Source organism: Labrys sp. Lb11 (assembly GCF_057554225.1).
Genome location: NZ_BAAJOT010000003.1, coordinates 883,556 through 903,650 on the forward strand (window position 1 = coordinate 883,556; position 20,095 = coordinate 903,650).

Consider the following 20,095-nt stretch of genomic DNA (forward strand, 5'->3'; position numbering starts at 1 on the left):
GATGTGCTGGTTCATCGCGCAGCCTCCCGGGTCTTGCGTGCGCCGAAGCGGTCGGCCAGCGCCGCCACGGCCAAGAGGCCGACGGTCAGGGTCAGCAGGACGACCGTCGCCGCGGCGATCACCGGCGTCATCTGGTAGTTGAGCTGCTCCCACAGGAGGCGTGGCACGGTCCGCGTCTCCGGGCTGGTCAGGAAGATCGCCAGGATCAGCTCGTCGAACGAGAAGGTGAAGGAGAAGATGAAGCCGACGACGACGCCGACCCGGATCATCGGGAAGGTGACGAACCGGAACGTGTTCCAGGGATTGGCGCCCAGCGTCATCGCCGCCAGCTCGAATGTCGGCGCATAGCTGCGCAGCGAGGCGGCCACGGTGATGAACACCAGCGGCATGCACACCACCGCGTGGCCGAGCAGGATGCCCGCATAGGTGCCGTTCAGCCCGAGCCGCACCATGATCGGGAACAGCCCGATCGCCAGCACGATCTGCGGCAGCACCAGCGGCGCGATCATCAACGCCGACAGCGCCCGCCGGCCCGGCAACTTGCCGCGGACCAGGGCAAGGGCCGCCAGCGTGCCGAACGTCGTGGCCAGCAGCGCGGCGGGAATGCCGATGCGGATGCTGTTGAGGATGGCGATGCGGTAGTCGGGGCTGGCGGCGAAGGCCTCGTACCAGCGCAGCGAGAAGCCAGGCGGCGGAAAGCTGAGGAACGGCTCGCTGCTGAACGACAGCGGCACGATCACCAGCGTCGGCATCACGAGGTAGGCGAGGACGAGGACGGCAAAGGCGGCGATGCCGATGCCGACGACGCGCCATGCTCCGGGGCCGGCCATCACGTCGCCTCCCCCACGGGCCTGCCGCCGCCGACGCGGCCCATCGCCCGCTCATAGACCATGAACAGCACGCAGGTCAGCACCAGCACGATCGTCGCCAGCGCCGAGGCCAGCGGCCAGTTGAGCAGGCGCGAGGCCTGCTGCTCGATCAGCACCGCGATCATCGTCTTCTGGCCGCCGAGCAGGGCCGGCGTGATGTAGAAGCCGAGCGAGGAGATGAACACCAGCACGCAGCCGGCGCTGATGCCCGGGATCGACAGCGGCAGGTAGACATGGATGAACTGGCGCCAGGGGTTGGCGCCGAGCACGGCCGCGGCGCGCAGCACCGTGCCGTCGATGCCGCGCATGGCGCTGAGCAGAGGCAGGATCATGAAAGGCAGCATGATGTGGATCATCGCCACCTGCATGCCGACGCCGTTGCTCATCAGCTTCAGCGGCCGGTCGATCAGGCCGCTGCCGAGCAGCATCTCGTTGAGCACGCCGCGGCGCTGCAGGATGACGATCCAGGCATAGGTGCGGATCACCGTGCTGGTCCAGAACGGCACCAGGATCAGCACCAGGCCGACATGCAGGAGGCCGCCCCTGGCCCGGCTGACCACGAAGGCCAGGGGATAGCTCAGCACCAGCGTCGCCAGCGTCACCAGCAGGGCGGTCTGGAAGGTGTAGAGCACGACCGAAAGGGTGCTGTCGTTCGACAGGATCTCGGCATATTGGCCGAAGCCGGGCGTCGGCCCGGAGAAGCTCTGCGCCACCACCACCCCGAGCGGAGCGAGGAAGAACAGGGTGAGGAGCAGGATGGGCGCGAGGAGGAGGAGAGCGTTCCCCCGCCCCGGCGCCCAGGGACGACGCCAGGCACGGGCCGGCTCGGCCGTCGTCGCAACCGGCGTCGCGCGTTGCAGCATCCCGGTTCCTCCGCTCAGGCGAGCAGCCAGGCGTTGAAGCGGTCGAACACCGCTGGCCCGGACTCGGCCCAATAGGCGAAGTTCTGGAACACCGCCGTCTTGCTGTTCTCCGGCGAGTTGGGCAGCAGCGCCCGTTCCTGCGGGTTGAGCAGCTCGAAGGCCTTGGTGTTGACCGGGCCGTAGGGGATCGACTTGGAGAAGGTCGCCTGGTTCTCCGCCGCCATCATGTTGGCCAGGAACTCCATGGCCAGCTTCTTGTTGCGCGCGCCCTTCGGGATCACCATGGCGTCGCAGACATAGAGGGCGTTGTCGAAGGTGTAGTCGATCGGCGCGCCGTCGAGCTTGGCCTTGAACAGGCGCCCGTTCCAGGCCGTGCCGACATCGACCTCGCCGCCGATCAGGAGCTGGGCGCTCTGGGCTCCGGAGGACCACCAGGTCAGGTCCGGCTTGATCGCATCGAGCCGCTTAAAGGCGAGGTCGAGGTCGATGGGATAGAGCTTGTCGCGCGGCTGGCCGCCGCCCATCGCCGCCACCTCCAGCGTCTGCGGCGCCAGCTTCCACAGGCTGCGCTGGCCGGGCTTGGCCTTGGCGTCGAAGAACTCGGACCAGTCCTTGGGCCGGTTGTCGGCGGCGAACGTCTTGGTGTTCCAGGCCATGACATAGGCGGCGACGTCGGCCAGCATGTAGAATTCGTTCACCGCCTCGGGAAGCAGCGCCGACTTGTCGATGACGCCGTAGTCGATCGGCTCCAGCAGGCCGAGCCGCGCCAGCGCCGCCGCCTCGGTGGCGTCGATGTTGAGCAGGTCGACGTCGACCGCGTTGTTCTCGACCATCGCCTTGACGCGGGCGGTGTCCATGTAGGGCGCGCCGAGGATCTGGACGCCGGTCTTGGCCTTGAACGTGTCGAAATAGGCCTTCTTGTAGGCCTCCTCCAGCGCGCCCCCCGAATTGGGGATCGTCATCGTCGCGGGCTGGGCCCGCACCACCGCCGGCATGCCGATCGCGGCGCCGGCCACACCGGCCGTGAGGCCCGCCAGCAGGCCGCGGCGGCTGATGCCGCGCCCGGTTGTCGTCTTCGAAGCAGGAACGTCGACCATCGTCTTTCCCCTCTGTTGGATCATGGCCGTCTTTGCACTCTCGTGCCGGACGGTCGCTCCGCCGGCCGTTCTGACGACGGCCCTGCGGCGGAGCGGCCGCGTCACACCATCACGATTCCTCCGCTGGCGATCACGGTCTCGCCGGTCATGTAGCGGTTGCGCGCGCTCGCCAGGAAGCAGACCACCTCGGCGATGTCGCCCGGCGCGGCGACGCGGCCCAGCGGCGTGCTGCGGGCGAGATCCTCGTAGATGCCGAGCGCGCGCAGGTTGGGCGTGTCGATCGGTCCGGGCGAGACGGCGTTGACGAGGATGCCGTCCGGGGCGAGTTCCTGGGCGAAGGACTTGGTGAAGCTGATCACCCCGGCCTTCGCCGCCGCATAGTGGGCGTTCTTGGCATAGGGGATGTAGGCGTCGATCGAGGCGACGGAGACGATGCTGCCAGCCCGGCGCGGCTTCATGTGCAGGGCCGCCGCCACGGTCATGTGGAACATGGCCCGCAGGTTGACGTCGAACATGTGGTCCCAGGCCTCGTCGTCGATCTCCAGCATCGGCTTGCGCGGATAGACGCCGGCATTGTTGACGAGCACGTCGACGGTCCCGAGCCGTTCGGCCGCCTGGGCGAAGGCGCGATGGGCGTTCTCGCGGCGGCGGATGTCGGCGGCGATGCCGTGCGCCTTGTCCGGCCCGCCGAGCCGCTCGACCGCGCCCTGCAGCCCGGCCGCGTCGACATCGATGATCGCGACAGTGGCGCCGCGCTGCACGAAGAGCTCGGCGATGGCGAAGCCCAGACCCTTCACGCCTCCGGTGATGGCGACGGTCCTGCCGGCGAGTTCGGGCGAAACGGTGGTCATGGTCATCCCTCTTGCGCGCTGGACGCGACACGGCGTCCTTGGTGGCGCCGATTTATTATGATCGATATACGATATTCAGTATTGATATTCGATAAAGATTGGATTGCAAGCCTTTTGTTGGAGCGGACTGTCCTGGTTGCGGGAAGATCGGAGGGAGGCGTGCGTGCCTCGCCGGGCATGTCCGAGCCGGCATCGGATGCAGCCGGCCCAGGCAGCGTCTCGCGGCTCTCGCCACGATTGACCTTGCATTTTCCAATGCAAAATCAACGCTGCTCAGACTTGGAAGCAAGCAGGCTCGAGAGAACCGGCTTGGGCCGTTCGCGGTGCGGCCGGCCATGCCCTTGCCGCGCAAGCTTGTCTGAATGGCGCACAACCATTCGAGCAGCGCCCGATTTGTGGCCCAGCTTCCCCCTCTGGTCAAGGGCGAAATCCGCATGTATGTTCGCATATCGCACATGATTGCGAGGCACCATGACGTCGGCACTGCGCATCCGCGAAGGCGACCTGATCGGCGGCTTCATCAAGGGCCTGTCGGTGATCGAGGTGTTCGACCAGCGCCACGAGAAGCTGAGCATCGCCGACGTCGCCCGCCTCGCCGGCCTGGAGCGGGCCTCCGCCCGCCGCTGCCTGCTGACGCTGGTCCATGCCGGCTATGCCGAGTTCGACGGCAAGTTCTTCCGTCTGACGCCGGCGGTGCTGAAGCTGGGCTACGCCTACCTCTCATCGACGCCCCTGCCCCGCATCGTCCAGCCCTTCCTGGAGCAGCTGTCGGAGAGCGTGCAGGAATCCTCCTCCGCCTCGATCCTCGACGGCGCGGAGGTGGTCTATGTCGCCCGCTCAGCCCAGCGACGCGTCATGGCGATCGGGCTCAATGTCGGCAGCCGCCTGCCCGCCTACTGCGCCTCGATGGGGCGGGTGCTGCTCGCGGCCCTGCCGGAGGAGGAGGCGCGGCGCCGGCTCGAATCGGGCAGGCGCGAGAAGCGCACCCCGCGCACCCTGACCGGCATCGGCGAATTGATGAAGGAACTCGGCCGGGTGCGTCAGCAGGGCTACGCCCTGATCGACGAGGAATTGGAGCTGGGCCTGCGCTCGATCGCCGTGCCGATCCTCGACGCCCGCGGCGCCGTGGTGGCCGCCGCCAATGTCGGCGCCCAGGCCCTGCGCGCCACGCCCGAGCGCCTCGTCGGCGACGTCCTGCCCCGCCTGCTCGCCCTGCAGTCCGAGCTGCGCCGGGTCCTGGCCTGAGGCCGCGGCTCGCGGCATGATCGCGGTCGGCGGGCACCGCGCGTCGCCGGCGGACAGGCCCCGGGGCTTGCCGGATCGTCGGTGGGCTGAGATACGGCTGCCGGGGCCGGGCGGATCCGGCTCCCGCCCGAGCCCGCTTGCCATGACGCTTCGAGACCTGCCGTCCAGCTTCGCCCCCGAGGCCGTCGCCGCCATCGACGGGCGGCTCGCCGCGATCATGGCCGAGCAGGGCGTCGCCATTCCCTGGGCGATCGAGAGCGGCAGCCGCGCCTGGGGCTTTCCCTCGCCGGACAGCGATTACGACTGCCGCTTCGTCTTCGTCCGCCCGGCCGAGCACTATGTCTCGCCCTGGCAGCGGCGCGACGTGATCGAGACGCCGCTGGAGGGCGAGCTCGACGTCAACGGCTGGGAGCTCGGCAAGGCGCTGCGCCTCTTGCTGAAGGGCAATGCGGTGATCACGGAAGGGTTGCGATCGCCGGCGATCTATCGGGGCTAGCCGGGCTTTCGCGACGAGTTCCTCGCCTTCGCCATGCGCTTCGCCGACCGCGACCTGGTCGGGCGCCACTACCTCCATCTCGGCGAGCGCCAGCGGCGCACCTATTTCGGCGACGGCAAGGCGGTGCCGCAGAAGAAGATCTTCTACGCGCTGCGCCCGACGGCGGCGCTGCGCTGGCTGCGCCTCCACCCCGGACGGGCGATCCCGCCGATGCATTTCCCGACGCTGATGGCCGAATGCGAACCGCCGGCCGACGTGGCCGGCCTGACCGCGGACCTGATGGCGCGCAAGGCCGTGACCCGCGAGCTCGGCGTCGAGCCGCTGCCGGCGCCGATCGGCGCCTTCATCGACGGCGAGTTCGGCCTCGCCTGCGACGCCTTCGAGCGCAAGGCCGTCCGGGTTTCCGAGGAGGCGCGGCACGAGGCCGACGCCTTCTTCCGCCGCGCCGTGGCGCGCTTCGGCGGCCCGTAGCGCCCCCTACCGCGAGAACACCGACCAGCCCGTCTCGCGGGCGATCGCCTCGAGGGCGAGGGTGCCCACCAGGGAATTGCCGTTGGCATTGAGCCCGGGCGACCAGACGGCGATCGAGGCCTGCCCCGGCACGATGGCGAGGATGCCGCCGCCGACGCCGCTCTTGGCCGGCAGGCCGACGCGGAAGGCGAAGTCGCCGGAGCCGTCATAGTGGCCGCAGGTCAGCATCAGCGCGTTGATGCGGCGGGCCCGTTCCTTCGACACCACGCCGAAGCCGGTCAGCGGGTTGCGCCCGCCATTGGCCAGGAACAGCCCGGAGCGGGCGAGCTGCCGGCACGACATGGCGACGGCGCAATGGTGGAAATAGACGCCGAGCACCTTGTCGGCGGGATGGTGGATGTTGCCAAAGGCGCGCATGTAGTTGGCGAGCGCCACGTTGCGAAAGCCGGTCTCGGTCTCCGAGCGGGCCACCTCCCGGTCGATGACGATGGTCTCGTCGTCGGCGAGGAAGCGCACGAAGCGCAGGATCTCGCCGATCGCCTCGCGCGGCTGATGCCCGGCCAGGATCACGTCGGCGACGACGATGGCGCCGGCATTGATGAAGGGGTTGCGCGGGATTCCCTGCTCATGCTCGAGCTGGACGATGGAATTGAAGGCGGTGCCCGACGGCTCGCGGCCGACCCGCGACCACAAGGCATCGCCGATCTTGCCGAGCGCCAGCGTCAGGGTGAACACCTTCGACACGCTCTGGATCGAGAACACCTCGTCCGCGTCCCCGGCGACGAAGGAGCGGCCGTCGACCGTCTCGACGGCGATGCCGAGCCTGTCCCGCTCGACCTTGGCGAGTTCCGGAATGTAGTCGGCGACACGCCCCTCTGCCGTCCTCGCCGCCAGGGTCCGGTGGATCGTGTCGATCAGCGTCTGCATGGCGCCTCATTCCGCAAGCGTCCCGGTCCCGCCCGCGCGATGCCGGAACGCACGCGGCTCGGATCGCGGGGGCAAGGGACCGGGGTCATGGCGGCACCTTATCGCGGCCTCCGCCGGTAGGCGACTGCCGCCGGCAATTGGATGGAAGCCGTCGCTCCGTTGCCTTGCGGCCGCCGATGCGCGACAAGATCCGGAAAAATCGGACGTCCGCAGCCGGCAGACCGGAGGCTCCGCGGACGGGAGGAAACATGGGCGGATTGACGCCGATCGTCGCGGTGCTGGTCTACGGCGCCTTCCTGTTCGCGATCGCCTACCGGTTCGATCGCCGGGGCATCTCGCCGCGCCTGTCGCGCTATGCCTTCCCGCTCTCCCTGGCGGTCTATTGCAGCAGCTGGACCTTCTTTGGCGGGGTCGGCACGGCCGCCTCGAGCGGCTGGACCTATCTGTCGATCTATCTCGGGCCGATGCTGCTCTTCCTCATGGCGCCCGGCTTCATCACCCGCATCGCCCACCTCAGCGAGCAGGCCGGCGCCACCTCGATCGCCGATTTCATCTCCGCCCGCTACGGCCGCAGCCGCGACATCGCCGCGATCGTCGCCATCTTCGCGCTGCTGGCCTCGATCCCCTACATCGCCCTGCAGCTGCGCTCGGTCTCGACCACCTTCGCCGTGCTGGTCGGCCTCGACCGCTCCCTGGCGATCGGGCCGCTGGTCGCCATGCTGCTGGCCGCCTTCTCCATCAGCTTCGGCGCCCGGCGCTACGAGGTCGCCGGCCGCAACGAGGGCGTCGTCGCCGCCATCGCGGTCGAATCGCTGATCAAGCTGGCGACCTTCGTCGCGCTCGGCCTCTTCGCCCTGGTGCTGTTCTTCGGCGCTCCCGTCGAGGCGCGGTGGGCCGGCGCCGCCGCGCTCGAGCACCGGCTTCGGCCGGACGGCCTGTCGCTGGAGTTCCTGGTCCAGACCCTGCTGGCCGGCGCCGCGATCCTGTGCCTGCCGCGCCAGTTCTATGTCGGCATCATCGAGGCCCCCGGGGGCGCACAGATCGAGGCCGCGCGCGGCCCCTTCGTCGCCTATCTCGCGGTCATCTCGGTCATGGTGCTGCCGCTCGCCCTCGCCGGCCTGACGCTGCTGCCCGCCGCCGCCCCGGCCGACCTGCACGTGCTCAACCTGCCGCTCAGCACAGGCAGCGGGCCGATGGCGCTGCTCGCCTTCCTCGGCGGCTTCTCCGCCTCGACCGCCATGGTGATCGCCGAGACCATCGCCCTGTCGACCATGGCCACCAACGACCTGCTGGCGCCGCTGATCCTGCGCAGCCGCAGCGTGGTCGCCGACGCCGACGTCGGCCGCGCCATGCTGCGGGCGCGCAGGATCATCATCGTCGCCATCATCGGCGTCGCCTTCGCCTATTCGACCGCCATCGATTCATCGCGCTCGCTCGCCTCGATCGGCCTGATCGCCTTCGTCGGCGTGGCCAACTTCGCGCCGGCCCTGGTCGCCACCGTCGTCTTCGACTTCGACAATGCCCGCGCCGTGCGCGCCGGCCTGGTCGGCGGCCTCCTGGTCTGGTGCTACTGCCTGCTGCTGCCCTCGATCGGCCGCTACGACCTGCCCGGCATCCTCGGCGCCGCCAGCGGCAACTGGCTCGATCCCCATGCCCTGTTCGGCATCGACCTCGGCTCCTCGATCGTGCACGGCACGATCTGGAGCCTGACGGTCAATGTCGGGCTGATGGCCTTCGTGCGCTATGCCCTGCCCCGGCACGAGACGCTGGCGGCCGAGCCGGTGGGCGGCGGCTTCGGCCATGTCACCACGCTCGGCGAGCTGCGCTCGCTCGTCGCCCGCTTCGTCGGCGACCAGGAGGCGGCCGAGAGCTTCGACCTGATCCGCATCGGCCCGAACCGGGCCGGCGATCCCCATGCGCCCATCGACGGCCCGGCGGCGCGCCTGGCCGAGCGGCTGATCTCCGGCGTCATCGGCGCGCCCTCCGCCCGCCTGATCGTCACCTCGACCATGGCCGGCTCGGCCATGGACGTCGGCGACGTCGTCCGCCTGCTCGACGAGAGCGGCCAGAGCCTGCAATTCTCGCGCGGGTTGCTGTCGGCGACGCTGCAGGCGATCGACCCGGGCGTCAGCGTCGTCGACCGCAACCAGCGCCTGGTCGCCTGGAACCCGCGCTATCTCGAGCTGTTCGAATATCCCGACGGCTATGTCGCCGTCGGCCGGCCGATCGGCGACCTCATCCGCTACAATGCCGAGCGCGGCGAATGCGGCCCCGGCGAGGTGGAGGCCCATGTCGAGCGCCGCCTCGCCCATCTCAGGCGCGGCCAGCCGCACAGCTTCGAGCGCCGCCGTCCCTCCGGACGCTGGATCAAGACCGTCGGCCGGCCGATGCCGGGCGGCGGCTATGTCATGAGCTTCACCGACATCACTGCCGAGAAGGAGCGCCAGCGGGAGCTGGAGACGCGGGTGGAAGCGCGCACCCATGAGCTCGCCAGCATCAATGCCGAGCTCGACAAGGCCAAGACCGTCGCCGAGGCCGCCACCCGCGACAAGACCCGCTTCCTGGCCGCGGCCAGCCACGACCTGCGCCAGCCCCTGCACGCCGCCCGCCTGTTCTGCGCCGCCCTGGCGGGCCAGGCCGACGAGCGCGACAAGCCGCTGCTCGACCATCTCGACAAGGCGATCGGCTCGGCAGACACGCTGCTGCGCGCCCTGCTCGACGTCTCCCGGCTCGATGCCGGCGGGGTGACGCCCAAGCCCGAGGCCTTCGATCTCGGCGAGCTCATCGGCGAGCTCGCCGCCGAGATCGCGCCGCTCGCCCGCGAGCGCGGCCTGCAGCTCTGCGCCCGCCCGACCGCCCTGCGGGTGGTGACGGACCGCTCGCTGCTGCGCTCGGTCCTGCAGAACTTCCTCTCCAACGCCGTGCGCTACACGCCGGCCGGACGGGTCTGGATCGGGGCGCGGCGGCGCGGCGGCCGGGTGCTGATCGAGGTGCGCGACAGCGGGCCGGGCATTGCCGCGGCCGACCAGGCCCGGGTGTTCCGCGAGTTCGAGCGCCTGGAGAGCAAGGGCAGCGCCGGCGGCGGCGTCGGGCTGGGCCTGGCTATCGTCGAGCGCATCGCCCGGCTGCTCGATCTGCCGCTGTCGCTGCGCTCGGCCCCCGGCCGGGGCTCGACCTTCGCCGTCTCCGTGCCCGAGAGCCCGCTGCCCGCCGAGCCCGGCCGGGCCCAGCCTGCGGTCGAGCCGCTGCGGGCCGAGCTGAAAGGCATGCGTGTGCTCTGCCTCGACGACGATGCCTCGGTGCTGGCCGCGCTTGATGCGGCGTTGCGCTCGCGCGGCTGCGAGGTCCTGCTCGCCAACACCGTTGCGGGGGCCCTCGCCCTGGCCCGTCGGCATCGGCCGGCGGCGGCGTTGATCGACTACCAGCTCGGCGAAGACCACGACGGGCTCGACGTCGCCGACGCCCTGCGCGAACAGGACGCCTTCATGACGCTGGCGCTCCTGACGGCCGATCAGGCCCTCGCCGGCGAGCCCCGCCTCGCCGAGCTGCGCATCACCATGATGCACAAGCCGGTCGACCCGGCCCGGCTCTGGCCGCTGCTGGCCGGCCAGGCGCCGGAGCTCGCGGCGGCTTCGGGCTAAAGCGTTCTGCGATTTGACGGACTCGCGTCAAGTCGCAAAGACGCGTCGAAACAAGGAGTTGGAGCAAAGCGCGTTTCCACCAAAACGCGCTTTGCTCTAGTCGGAAGGCGCCGTCGCCCAGGCCCCGGCCGCCGGGCCGCGTTCAAGCGGCCGGCCACACCGCCTGGAGTTTTTCGCCGGCGAGGATGCGCCGGCGCGCCTCGGCCTCGTTGCGCCCGAGCGCATCGGCGGCGTCGGCAACGTCGCGGACCCGTTCCTTCGGGATGACGACCACGCCGTCGATGTCGCCGAAGATCACGTCGCCCGGCCGGATGGTGACGCGGCCGATGGTGACGGGCACCTGCGCCGTCTTCGGCTCCTTCTTGCCGGTGACGCCGACCGGACTCGCCCCGAGGCCGAACAGCGGATAGCCGAGGGCGCGGACCTGCGCGAGGTCGCGCACCGTGCCGTTGACCACGGTGGCGGCGGCGCCGCGCATATGGGCTCCCGTGCTCATCAGCTCGCCCGAGCAGGCGCCGCCGGCGCAGGACGCCTCGCACACCAGGATGGTGCCCTTCGGCGTGTTGTCGATGGCGTGGTGATAGACGTCCTGCGGCTCGCCCTTCCGGTCGGACGGAGCGAACTGCACCGTCACCGCCGGCCCGCACACCACGGCGCCGGGCGCCAGCGCGCCGAGCAGCGAGACGCCCTCGACATGGCCCCACAGGCCGAGATGCTCCATGCTGTCGTGCACGTCGCCCGAATACCAGGCCTTCAGGCGCTCGATCGCCTCCCAGTCCGTGTCCGAATAGTCGAAGTCAGGCATTCCCGTCGTCCTTGCGGTTGGCGTTTTCGATGGCGACGCGCAGATACGCGGCGCTGTTGTCGATGTGAGCCCGCATCAGCACCTTGGCGGCGCCTTCGTCGCGGTCGCGGACCCGGGCATAGATGTCGGCGTGCTCGGCATAGGCCGCATCGAGCGACTTGCTCGGCACGCGGCTGGTGACGCGGATGACCTCGCCGATCAGGCCGTAGAGGTTGTCGTAGAACACCGAGAGGATCTCGTTGCCGGCCGAGTGGACCAGGGCGAGGTGGAAGGCCGCGTCCGCCCGGGTGAAGCCGGTGAAGTCGCCGCCGTCGCGGGCGCGGCGCATCTCCTCCAGCGCGGCCTCGATCTTGGCGTCGGCCGGCTCGGCCCGCGCCGTCAGCAGCCCCAGAACCTCGGTCTCGATCATCCGGCGCACCACCATCAGCTGGACGAGATAGTGCGGATCGGTCGAGAACAGCTGGCGCACCGTCACCGCCAGCGTGCCGAGGAACTCGCCGACATCGTCGCGCACCACGATCGTGCGCTCGCCATGCCGCCGACGCACCAGCCCCTTGGTCTCCAGGATCTGCACTGCCTCGCGAACCGAACGCGTCGAGACGCCGAAATCCCGGGCGATCTCGCCTTCCGAGGGCAGGCGCTCGCCGATTGCCAGTTCGCCGGACAGGATCTGCGCCTCGAAGGCGCTGGCCACCGACGAATGCAGCTTGTCCCGGCCGGGGATGCGCGGGGTCTTCATCGGCGCGACCACGCCCCGGCATCGGGCCGTTCCAGCTCCGCCGCGCGCCTGCCCGCCATCTGCTCCCCTCCCCGTTCGCCCCGATGATCGTCCGCGAGTCGCGGCCGCCATGAAAGCCGCCGGCTTCGTCCCGTCTGTCCTGCATGCGGCCGAAAGCCGCCCGAGGCATGCTTGACACCTACTTATGTCATAAGTCATATGTCAAGAGCAGACTCGATCCGCAGGGATCGGGAGCCCGAGGCCGGCCTTCGCCGGTGGCCGGGCCGCACATCGATCGCCGGCGGAACGACGCGCGATCCCGCCCCGCCGGAGCGCTCCGGCGCGACGAAGGACAATCAACGGAGGAAACGATGATCGGACGAATCACGCGCCGGGCCGCGGCCGTTCTCGGGGTGGCCGCCCTGCTGGCGCTGCCCGCGGTGCCCGCCCTGGCTCAGACCACGGCCAGCATCGAGAAGAAGGGGCGGGTCGCCATCGGCGTGCTGACCGGCATCCCGCCCTACGACACGATCGACGCCTCCGGCAACACCGCCGGCTTCCTGGTCGACCTGGCCAGGGACGTGGCCAAGGATCTGGGCGTCGAGGCCGAGATCGTGCCGGTCAACAACGCCTCGCGCGCGGCCGCTCTCGAGTCCGGCCGGGTCGACATCCTGATCGCCCAGATGACGGCGACGCCCCAGCGCGCCAAGACCTTCCTGATGACCAACCCCTACGGCGCCTACGAGATGCGCTTCGTCGCGCCCAAGGACATGAAGCTGACCTCCCTCGACGACCTGAAGGGCAAGCGCGTCTCCGTGCCCAAGGGCAGCACCCAGGACGTCGCCGTCAGCGGCTACGGCATCGAGGGCCTGGAGGTGGTGCGCTTCGACGACGACGCCCTCGCCATGCAGGCGCTTATCTCCGGCCAGGTCGACGCCACCGCCGCGGTCGCCGCCGTCGCCAACGACGTCATCGGCAAGCGCAAGCTCGATACTCTCGAAGTCAAGGCCGAGGTGCCGATCTTCACGCTCTACTGGTCGATGGCCGTGCGCAAGGACGCCACCGAGTTGCACCAGTGGCTGAACAACTTCATCTACTACAGCGAGATCACCGGCAATCTCGACGCGCTGCACAGGAAGTGGATCGGGATCCCGATCCCCGGCGGCAAGCTGCCGACTTTCTGATCTTCGCTCAGGCACCCGCGCGGCCGGCGCGAGGCGGCATGTGCCGCCCGCGCCCTCCGGCCCGGCAGGAGAGGCGCCCTTGGCCTATGAAATGAACTTCATCCCGGTGTTCGCCCGGACGCCCGAGCTCGTCGAGGGCACGGTCAACACCCTGGTGCTGTCGGGCCAGGCGATCGCCATCGGGCTGGCCGTCGGCCTCACCGTGGCGCTGTTGCGCGTCGACGGGCCGAAATGGGGCGCGGCCGCCGGCAGGTTCTATGTCGAGGCCTTCCGCAACACGCCGCTCCTGGTGCAGATCTTCCTGGTCTATTTCGGCCTGCCCTATATCGGCCTGCGGCTGCATGCCAACCAGGCCGCCGTGCTGGCGGTCTCGCTCAATCTCGGCGCCTATTCCGCCGAGATCTTCCGGGCCGGGCTGCTGGCGATCCCGCGCACCCAGATCGAGGCGGGGCTGGCGCTCGGCCTCTCCCGCCTGCAGGTGATGCGCTACGTCGTCATCGTACCGGCGCTGCGCGTCGTCTATCCCGCCCTCACCGGCCAGCTCACCCTCACCTTGCTCGGCACCTCGATCGTCTCGGCGATCTCGGCCACGGAGCTGACCCTGGCCGGCGCCAAGATCGAATCCCAGACCTTCCGCAGCCTCGAAACCTTCCTGGTCGTCGCCGCCATCTACATCGTCATGACCTTCTGCTTCCGCCTGCTCTACTGGCTGGTCGGCCTGTGGCTGTTCCGACGCAAGCCGGCGGCGCGCTCTGCCGCGGCTGCGGCCGCCGCCCGCGAGGGAGCCGGCGCATGATCCAGTCCTTCGGTTGGTCGAGCGTCGAGTTCCTGCTGCAGGGCCTGACCTGGACGGTCGGCCTCTCCACGCTGACCTTCGTCTTCGGCGGCGTCCTCGGCCTCGTCTTCGCCCTGGCACGCGCCCTCGGCCCGCGCTGGCTGAAGCTCATGGTGGCGACCTACATCCAGCTGGTGCAGGCGACGCCGCTGCTCATCCTGCTCTTCCTCGCCTTCTACGGCCTCAGCTTTCTCGGGCTCTACTTCCCGCCGCTCGCCGCCGCCGCCATCTCGCTCACCATCTACGCCACCGCCTTCCTCGCCGACATCTGGCGCGGCTGCATCGAGGCGATCCCGCGCACGCAGTGGGAGGCGGCGGACGCCCTGGCGCTCAGCCGCATCGAGACGCTGCGCCACGTCATCCTGCCCCAGGCCTTCCGCATCGCCCTCGGCCCGACGGTCGGCTTCATGGTGCAGATCGTCAAGAACACTTCGGTGACCGCGCTGATCGGCTTCGTCGAGCTGACCCGCGCCGGCCAGTTGCTGAACAACATGACCTTCCAGCCCTTCCACGTCTTCCTGACGGTGGCCGCGATGTACTTCGCGGTCTGCTACCCGCTGTCGTGGTGGAGCGAACGGCTCAAGGAGAGACGACGTGCCGGCGCTGCGCATTGAGAACCTGCGGAAATCCTACGGCGCTGTCGCCGTCCTCGAGGGCGTCGACCTCAGCGTCGACCATGGCGACGTGGTGGCGGTGATCGGCCGCTCGGGCTCGGGCAAGAGCACCATGCTGCGCTGCATCAACGGCCTGGAGCGCTTCGAGGGCGGCACGATCGAGGTCGCCGGCCACACGGTCGACACCTCCAGCGCCCATCTGCGCGCCCTGCGCCGCGAGGTCGGCATGGTGTTCCAGAGCTACAACCTGTTCCCGCACCTCAACGTCGCCGAGAACATCACCCTCGCCCCCCGCGTGGTGAAGGGCGCGTCCCGGGCGGAGGGAGAGGCGCTGGTGGCTGAGGTGCTGGCGCGGGTCGGCCTCGCCGACAAGGCCGGCGCCTATCCCGACGAGCTCTCCGGCGGCCAGCAGCAGCGCGTCGCCATCGCCCGCTCGCTGGCGATGAAGCCCAAGGTCATGCTGTTCGACGAGGTCACCTCGGCGCTCGACCCGGAACTGACCGGCGAGGTGCTCAAGACCGTCGCCGAGCTCGCCGGGGCCGGCATGACCATGCTGCTCGTCACCCATGAGATGGGCTTTGCCCGCGGCGTCGCCAACCGGACCGTGTTCATGCACGAGGGCCGCGTCTGGGAGGAAGGCCCCTCCGAACGGCTCTTCGCCGAGCCCCGCACGCCCGAGCTCCGCACCTTCCTCGCGCCCAACCTCAAGTGAGGCGCGGCCCCTTCCGTCCCCGAGCGCGGCGCCATGCCGGCGCAACCCACAGGAGAACCCCGTGACAGTCCCCGAGAACCGCAGCCTCGCGGCCAAGCTGCAGCGCGGCGAGGCCACCTTCGGCTCGACCTTCTACACCGGCACCACGGTCGCGATCGAGGTCGCCGGCCATTGGGAGCTCGACTTCGCCTTCATCGATGCCGAGCACACGCCCGTCAACATCGACAGCCAGATGGAGAAGCTGGTGCTGGCCGCCCTGCTCGCCGGCATCGCGCCGCTGGTGCGCGTGCGTGGCACCAACGAGTGGGACATCCGCAAGGCGCTGGAGTTCGGCGCCACCGGCATCATCGTGCCGCAGGTCAACACCGCCGACCAGGCGCGCGCCATCGTCCGCGCCGCCAAGTTCCCGCCGCTCGGCCGGCGTGGCGGCGACGCCTCCTGCCGCGCCGCCGGCTTCGCCGGGCCGGGCTTCCAATGGTCGGCCTACATGGAGCGCGAGAACGCCGGCAAGCTCGTCATCCCCATGGCCGAGAGCTTCGAGTTCTTCGACAACATCGACGAAATCCTCGATGTCGAGGGGATCGACGTCATCAATTTCGGGCCGGCGGACTATTCGATCTCGCGCCGGATCTCGATCGACTACTCGATGTCGCATCCGGAAGTCGACGAGCGTCTCGCCGAGCTGATCGAGAAATGCCACGCCCGCGGCATCAAGGTGATGGCGCCCTGCATCCCCCCGATCGCCGACAACGTCGTCGCCCTCAAGAAGCGCGGCGTCGACATGATCATCATGGGCAACGACGTGATGTTCCTGAACGAAGGCAATCGCCGCGTGCGCGAGGCGATCGAGACCGCCGCCAAGACGGCCTGACCCATCCCCACCGGAGCATCCCGACATGAGCGACATCTTCAGCATCGACAACCGGGTGGCCGTGGTCACCGGCGGGCTCGGCCAGCTCGGCACCCAGTTCACCAAGTCCCTGGCCGAGGCCGGCGCCAGGGTCGCGATCTACAGCCGCCGTCCCTTCGGGGCAGCGCAGATCGCCGAGAAGTTCCCCGGCCTGGAGGACCGCATCCGCGTCTACGAGGCCAGCGTCTCCGACAAGGCGGCGCTGGAGGAGGCCACCCGCCAACTGGTCGCCGACTGGGGCGTGCCGCACATCCTGGTCAACAATGCCGGCATCGATTCCAAGCCCAACGGCCCGGCCGAGCAGAACGCCCCGTTCGAGGTCTACCCGCAGACATACTGGGACGAGATCATCGACACCAACCTGACCGGCGTCATGCTGACCAGCCAGGTCGTCGGCAGCCTGATGGCGGCGGAACGGCGCGGCTCGATCATCAATGTCGGCTCGATCTACGGCATGGTCTCGCCCAACCAGGCGCTCTACGCCTATCGCGAGAAGCGCGACGGCGTGCCCTTCATCAAGGCGGTCTCCTATGCCGCCTCGAAGTCGGGCCTGGTCAACCTGACCCGCTACCTCGCCACCTACTGGGCGCCCAAGAAGGTGCGCGTCAACCTGATCTCCTTCGGCGGCGTCAAGACCGCGGCCTTCGACAAGGAGTTCGTCGACGCCTTCCTGGAGCGCGTGCCGATGGGCCGGCAGGCGGAAATCGACGAATACAACGGCGTGATCCGCTTCCTTGCCGCCGACGCCTCGTCCTATATGACCGGCTCCAACGTCGTGGTCGACGGCGGCTTCACCGCCTGGTGAGCCCGCCGCGCCGCCCCGTTCCGGGGCGGCGGCCTCTCCGGCCGGGCGCGGCGTCACCAGCCCGGCCGGACGTCCGGCGAAAGGAGCGGCATGTCGACGAGCGGCCCCGCCGATGCGGCGATCGCGATCCACCCCTTCGCGCCCGGCGACCGCCAGGGCGTCATCGACGTGATCGTGCCGATCCAGCGCGAGGAATTCGGCATCGCCATCAGCGCCGAGGAGCAGCCCGACCTTGCCGCCATCCCCGACTTCTACCAGACCGGCCGCGGCGGCTTCTGGGTCGCCCGGGCCGGCGGGCGGGTGGTCGGCACCATCGGCCTGAAGGACATCGGATCGGCGCAGGCGGCGCTGCGCAAGATGTTCGTCGCCGCGCCCTTCCGCGGCCGCGAGCTCGGCGTCGCCGCACGGCTGCTGCAGCATGTCCTTGCCGAGGCACGCGGAGCCGGCGTCACCGAAATCTTCCTCGGCACCACCGCCAAGTTCCTGGCAGCCCATCGCTTCTACGAGAAGAACGGCTTTGCGGAGATCCCCAGGGGCGCCCTGCCGGCGAGCTTCCCGGTGATGGCGGTGGACACGAAGTTCTATGCGCTGCGCCTCTCCCCGCGGACGGGCGCGGCCGCCTGATCCGCCGCAGGGAGGCTCCGGACCCGTGACCGACACGCTCTATCCGCCGATCGAACCCTACGAGCACGGTCTGCTCCCGGTCGCCGGCGGGGCGGCCATCCACTGGGAAGTCTCGGGCAATCCGGCCGGCAGGCCGGCACTCTACCTGCATGGCGGCCCCGGCAGCACCCTCGGTTCCGGCAGCTATCGCCGCCGCTTCGATCCCGGGCGCTACCGGATCGTCGGCATCGACCAGCGCGGCTGCGGCGGCAGCCGTCCCCTCGCCACCGAGGCCCTCGCCACGCTGGCGCGCAACACCACAGCGACGCTGATCGAGGATATCGAGGCGGTGCGGGCTCATCTGGGCATCGGGACATGGCTGGTGTCCGGCGTGTCCTGGGGCTCGACGCTCGCCCTCGCCTACGCCCTGGAACATCCCGACAGGGTGAGCGCGCTGGTGCTGGCCGCGGTCACCACCACCAGCCGCGAGGAGGTCGACTGGATCACCGAGGGCGTCGGCCGCATCTTTCCGGAGGCCTGGCAGCGTTTCGAGCAGGCGTCCGGCCGGCGCCCCGGCGAGCGGGTGGTCGAGGCCTATGCCCGGCGGCTCGCCGCTGGCGAGGCCGCGGACCGGCGGCAGGCCGCCCGGGACTGGACGGCATGGGAGACGACCCATATCTCCCTCGATCCGAACTGGGCGCCCCTCGGCCAGCGCTTCGATGACACGCAGAGCCTGATCTTCGCCACGCTGGTCACGCATGACTGGGCCCATGACGGCTTCCTGCCGGGGAGCAAGGCGATCCTCGGCCGCATCGCCGCGATCGGTCATATCCCCGCCATGCTCATCCATGGCCGCCGCGACGTCAGCGGCCCGGCGATCACCGCCTGGCGGCTGCACGGCGCCTGGCCGACGAGCCGCCTGGTGATCATCGAATCGGAGGGCCATGGCGGCCCGCTGTCGATGGCGCGGATGCGCAGCGCCCTCGATGCCTTCGCCTCAACCGGCTGAGCGGCGCGAGGCCCGTCACCGCGGCGTGTCCGACAGCGTCCGCAGATAGTCCTCGAAGCGCCGGCCGCGCACCGGCCGGAAGCGGGTGCCGGTGAGCTCCAGCCTCTCGATCCGGTCGAGCCGGAAATTGCGAAAACCCTGCCGCAGCTCGCACCACGCCGTCAGCAGCCACACCGCGTCGTAGACGGTGAGGCCGAGCGGACGGCAGGTGCGCTCGCTCACCCGCTCCTCGGCGTCGAGATAGCGCAGGGCAACGATCGTCCGGCTGCGCAACGCCCGCCTGAGGGTCCCCAGATGGGCGGCCGCCCTGCGGCGATCCTCGCCCTCGCGCGAGACGGCCCGCAGCGGCAGCGCGGCGTAGAGCTCGCCCTGGTCGCCCTCCAGCACCGCGCCGATCTTGGCCGACACCCGTCCGGCGGCATCCGCCAGATCCGCGTCGCCGCGGGCCGCCACGAGGCGCATGCCGAGCATCACCGCCTCCAGCTCGTCCGGATCGAAGCGCAGCGGCGGCAGGAAATAGCCCTTCTCGATGCGATAGCCGATCCCCGCCTCGCCGCGCACCGGTGCGCCCATGGCCTGGAGGCTGGCCATGTCGCGATAGATCGTCCGCACCGAGACGTCGAGAACGCGCGCCAGGCTCTCGGCCGGGATCGGGTCCCGGGCGCCGCGCAGGTGGTCGAGCAGCGAGAACAGGCGGAGCGTGCGCATGGCCGCCATCCTATGCCACGCTCCTGACGGAATCTGTCAGGAGCGATGACGTATCGGATCGGCCTCGTTCCCTCCGGAGGTTTCCATGACCACCCCCGTCCACGAAATCGTCACCTACACCGTCGTCGACCCTCGGGCGGGCGATGCCGCGCGGACCGAGGCGCTGCAGCACCTGCAGTCCTTCCCCGGCTTCGTCGCCTGGACCGCTTTTGCCGGCGAATCCGATCCGGCGCTGCGGGCCGATCTCCTGACCTGGCGCAGCCTGGAGGAGGCCCGCGCCGCCGGCGAACGGGTCGGCACGGCGCCGGAGTTCTTGGGCTTCCGTGCTTCGATCGCCGGGATTTCGAGCATGGCGCATTACGAGGCCACGCTTGCCGCGGCCGATCCGCTCCAGGCCGGCCGGGGCGTCGAGATCGGCCGCTTCCGCCTGAAGCCGGGCGTCGGCGAAGAGGAGGCGCGCCGCGCCCATGCCGCCATGATCGAGGGGCATCTTGCCCGCCAGCCGGGTTGGCGGGAGCAGTACATGGTGAAGCTGGAGGACGGCGTCTTCCTCGACATCGCCTTTGCCGACGACCGCGCCCAGGCCAAGGCCATCTGCGCCGGCTGGCATGGACACGCACTGTGCGAAGCTTTCCTCGCGCTGATCGAACCGGACGGCATGGCGTTCGGCACCGTGCTGTGACGGACGCCTGCCCGCCGTCGAAAACGCAGCGCATCCGATCCGTCTTCCCG

Annotated in this window: 19 protein-coding genes and 1 pseudogene; 12 read left to right on the plus strand and 8 right to left on the minus strand. The window is 69.9% G+C overall.

What is annotated here, in order from left to right:
- Positions 1-11: 11 nt before the first annotated feature.
- The 4 genes from AC27L4_RS13895 to AC27L4_RS13910 all read right to left on the minus strand — a co-directional run bounded on the left by AC27L4_RS13895 (position 12) and on the right by AC27L4_RS13910 (position 3,680).
- Positions 12-830, minus strand: a complete 819-nt coding sequence (locus AC27L4_RS13895) for an ABC transporter permease (RefSeq protein WP_487142796.1) — start codon at positions 828-830, stop codon at positions 12-14.
- Complete coding sequence (locus AC27L4_RS13900; RefSeq protein ID WP_487142797.1) at positions 830-1,732, minus strand: ABC transporter permease; 903 nt, start codon at positions 1,730-1,732, stop codon at positions 830-832. The genes AC27L4_RS13895 and AC27L4_RS13900 overlap by 1 nt, the downstream gene beginning before the upstream one ends.
- A gap of 14 nt (positions 1,733-1,746) precedes the next feature.
- Positions 1,747-2,829, minus strand: a complete 1,083-nt coding sequence (locus AC27L4_RS13905; protein WP_487142798.1) for an ABC transporter substrate-binding protein — start codon at positions 2,827-2,829, stop codon at positions 1,747-1,749.
- Between the two features lie 101 nt (positions 2,830-2,930).
- Positions 2,931-3,680 (minus strand): SDR family NAD(P)-dependent oxidoreductase, encoded by a 750-nt coding sequence (locus tag AC27L4_RS13910; protein WP_487142799.1) that lies wholly within the window; start codon positions 3,678-3,680, stop codon positions 2,931-2,933.
- Between the two features lie 489 nt (positions 3,681-4,169).
- Between AC27L4_RS13910 and AC27L4_RS13915 the strand changes: the two genes are divergently transcribed.
- Complete coding sequence (locus AC27L4_RS13915; RefSeq protein WP_487142941.1) at positions 4,170-4,925, plus strand: IclR family transcriptional regulator domain-containing protein; 756 nt, start codon at positions 4,170-4,172, stop codon at positions 4,923-4,925.
- A gap of 142 nt (positions 4,926-5,067) precedes the next feature.
- Positions 5,068-5,892: pseudogene (locus tag AC27L4_RS13920) on the plus strand (nucleotidyltransferase domain-containing protein).
- A gap of 6 nt (positions 5,893-5,898) precedes the next feature.
- Here the strand turns inward: AC27L4_RS13920 and AC27L4_RS13925 are convergent.
- Positions 5,899-6,819 (minus strand): glutaminase, encoded by a 921-nt coding sequence (locus AC27L4_RS13925; RefSeq protein ID WP_487142800.1) that lies wholly within the window; start codon positions 6,817-6,819, stop codon positions 5,899-5,901.
- A 248-nt stretch (positions 6,820-7,067) separates the two neighbouring features.
- Here AC27L4_RS13925 and AC27L4_RS13930 point away from each other — a divergent pair, with 248 nt between their 5' ends.
- The gene (locus AC27L4_RS13930) at positions 7,068-10,460 is read left to right on the plus strand and encodes a PAS-domain containing protein (protein WP_487142801.1); all 3,393 of its coding nucleotides are present in this window, start codon (positions 7,068-7,070) and stop codon (positions 10,458-10,460) included.
- A 142-nt stretch (positions 10,461-10,602) separates the two neighbouring features.
- Here the strand turns inward: AC27L4_RS13930 and AC27L4_RS13935 are convergent, their stop codons facing one another.
- Both AC27L4_RS13935 and AC27L4_RS13940 read right to left on the minus strand, forming a co-directional pair.
- On the minus strand, positions 10,603-11,265 hold the full coding sequence (locus AC27L4_RS13935; protein WP_487142802.1) for an RraA family protein: 663 nt from the start codon (positions 11,263-11,265) through the stop codon (positions 10,603-10,605).
- A complete protein-coding gene (locus AC27L4_RS13940) occupies positions 11,258-12,004 on the minus strand; it encodes a FadR/GntR family transcriptional regulator (protein WP_487142803.1) in 747 nt (248 codons plus the stop codon). Before AC27L4_RS13940 ends, AC27L4_RS13935 begins: the two co-directional genes overlap by 8 nt.
- Before the next feature lie 350 nt (positions 12,005-12,354).
- Between AC27L4_RS13940 and AC27L4_RS13945 the strand changes: the two genes are divergently transcribed.
- From AC27L4_RS13945 to pip, 8 genes are all read left to right on the plus strand, one after another.
- Entirely contained in the window at positions 12,355-13,167 is an 813-nt protein-coding gene (locus AC27L4_RS13945; RefSeq protein WP_487142804.1) for a transporter substrate-binding domain-containing protein, read from the plus strand.
- Positions 13,168-13,246: 79 nt separating this feature from the next.
- Positions 13,247-13,963, plus strand: a complete 717-nt coding sequence (locus AC27L4_RS13950; protein ID WP_487142805.1) for an amino acid ABC transporter permease — start codon at positions 13,247-13,249, stop codon at positions 13,961-13,963.
- Complete coding sequence (locus tag AC27L4_RS13955; protein WP_487142806.1) at positions 13,960-14,616, plus strand: amino acid ABC transporter permease; 657 nt, start codon at positions 13,960-13,962, stop codon at positions 14,614-14,616. Before AC27L4_RS13950 ends, AC27L4_RS13955 begins: the two co-directional genes overlap by 4 nt.
- Positions 14,597-15,328 (plus strand): amino acid ABC transporter ATP-binding protein, encoded by a 732-nt coding sequence (locus AC27L4_RS13960; protein WP_487142807.1) that lies wholly within the window; start codon positions 14,597-14,599, stop codon positions 15,326-15,328. Before AC27L4_RS13955 ends, AC27L4_RS13960 begins: the two co-directional genes overlap by 20 nt.
- Positions 15,329-15,389: 61 nt before the next feature.
- Positions 15,390-16,199 carry an HpcH/HpaI aldolase family protein gene (locus AC27L4_RS13965; RefSeq protein ID WP_487142808.1) on the plus strand — a complete coding sequence of 270 codons (810 nt, stop codon included), beginning with the start codon at positions 15,390-15,392 and terminating at the stop codon, positions 16,197-16,199.
- A gap of 25 nt (positions 16,200-16,224) precedes the next feature.
- Positions 16,225-17,043: an SDR family oxidoreductase gene (locus AC27L4_RS13970; RefSeq protein WP_487142809.1), complete on the plus strand. Its 819-nt coding sequence runs from the start codon at positions 16,225-16,227 to the stop codon at positions 17,041-17,043.
- 90 nt (positions 17,044-17,133) lie between these two features.
- Positions 17,134-17,667, plus strand: a complete 534-nt coding sequence (locus AC27L4_RS13975; protein WP_487142810.1) for a GNAT family N-acetyltransferase — start codon at positions 17,134-17,136, stop codon at positions 17,665-17,667.
- A gap of 25 nt (positions 17,668-17,692) precedes the next feature.
- A complete protein-coding gene (gene pip, locus AC27L4_RS13980; RefSeq protein WP_487142811.1) occupies positions 17,693-18,655 on the plus strand; it encodes a prolyl aminopeptidase in 963 nt (320 codons plus the stop codon).
- Between the two features lie 15 nt (positions 18,656-18,670).
- On the opposite strand, the gene AC27L4_RS13985 is transcribed toward pip, so the two are convergent.
- Positions 18,671-19,363: a helix-turn-helix transcriptional regulator gene (locus tag AC27L4_RS13985; protein ID WP_487142812.1), complete on the minus strand. Its 693-nt coding sequence runs from the start codon at positions 19,361-19,363 to the stop codon at positions 18,671-18,673.
- Positions 19,364-19,448: 85 nt separating this feature from the next.
- Here AC27L4_RS13985 and AC27L4_RS13990 point away from each other — a divergent pair, with 85 nt between their 5' ends.
- Positions 19,449-20,045: a hypothetical protein gene (locus AC27L4_RS13990; RefSeq protein WP_487142813.1), complete on the plus strand. Its 597-nt coding sequence runs from the start codon at positions 19,449-19,451 to the stop codon at positions 20,043-20,045.
- Positions 20,046-20,095: the final 50 nt, after the last annotated feature.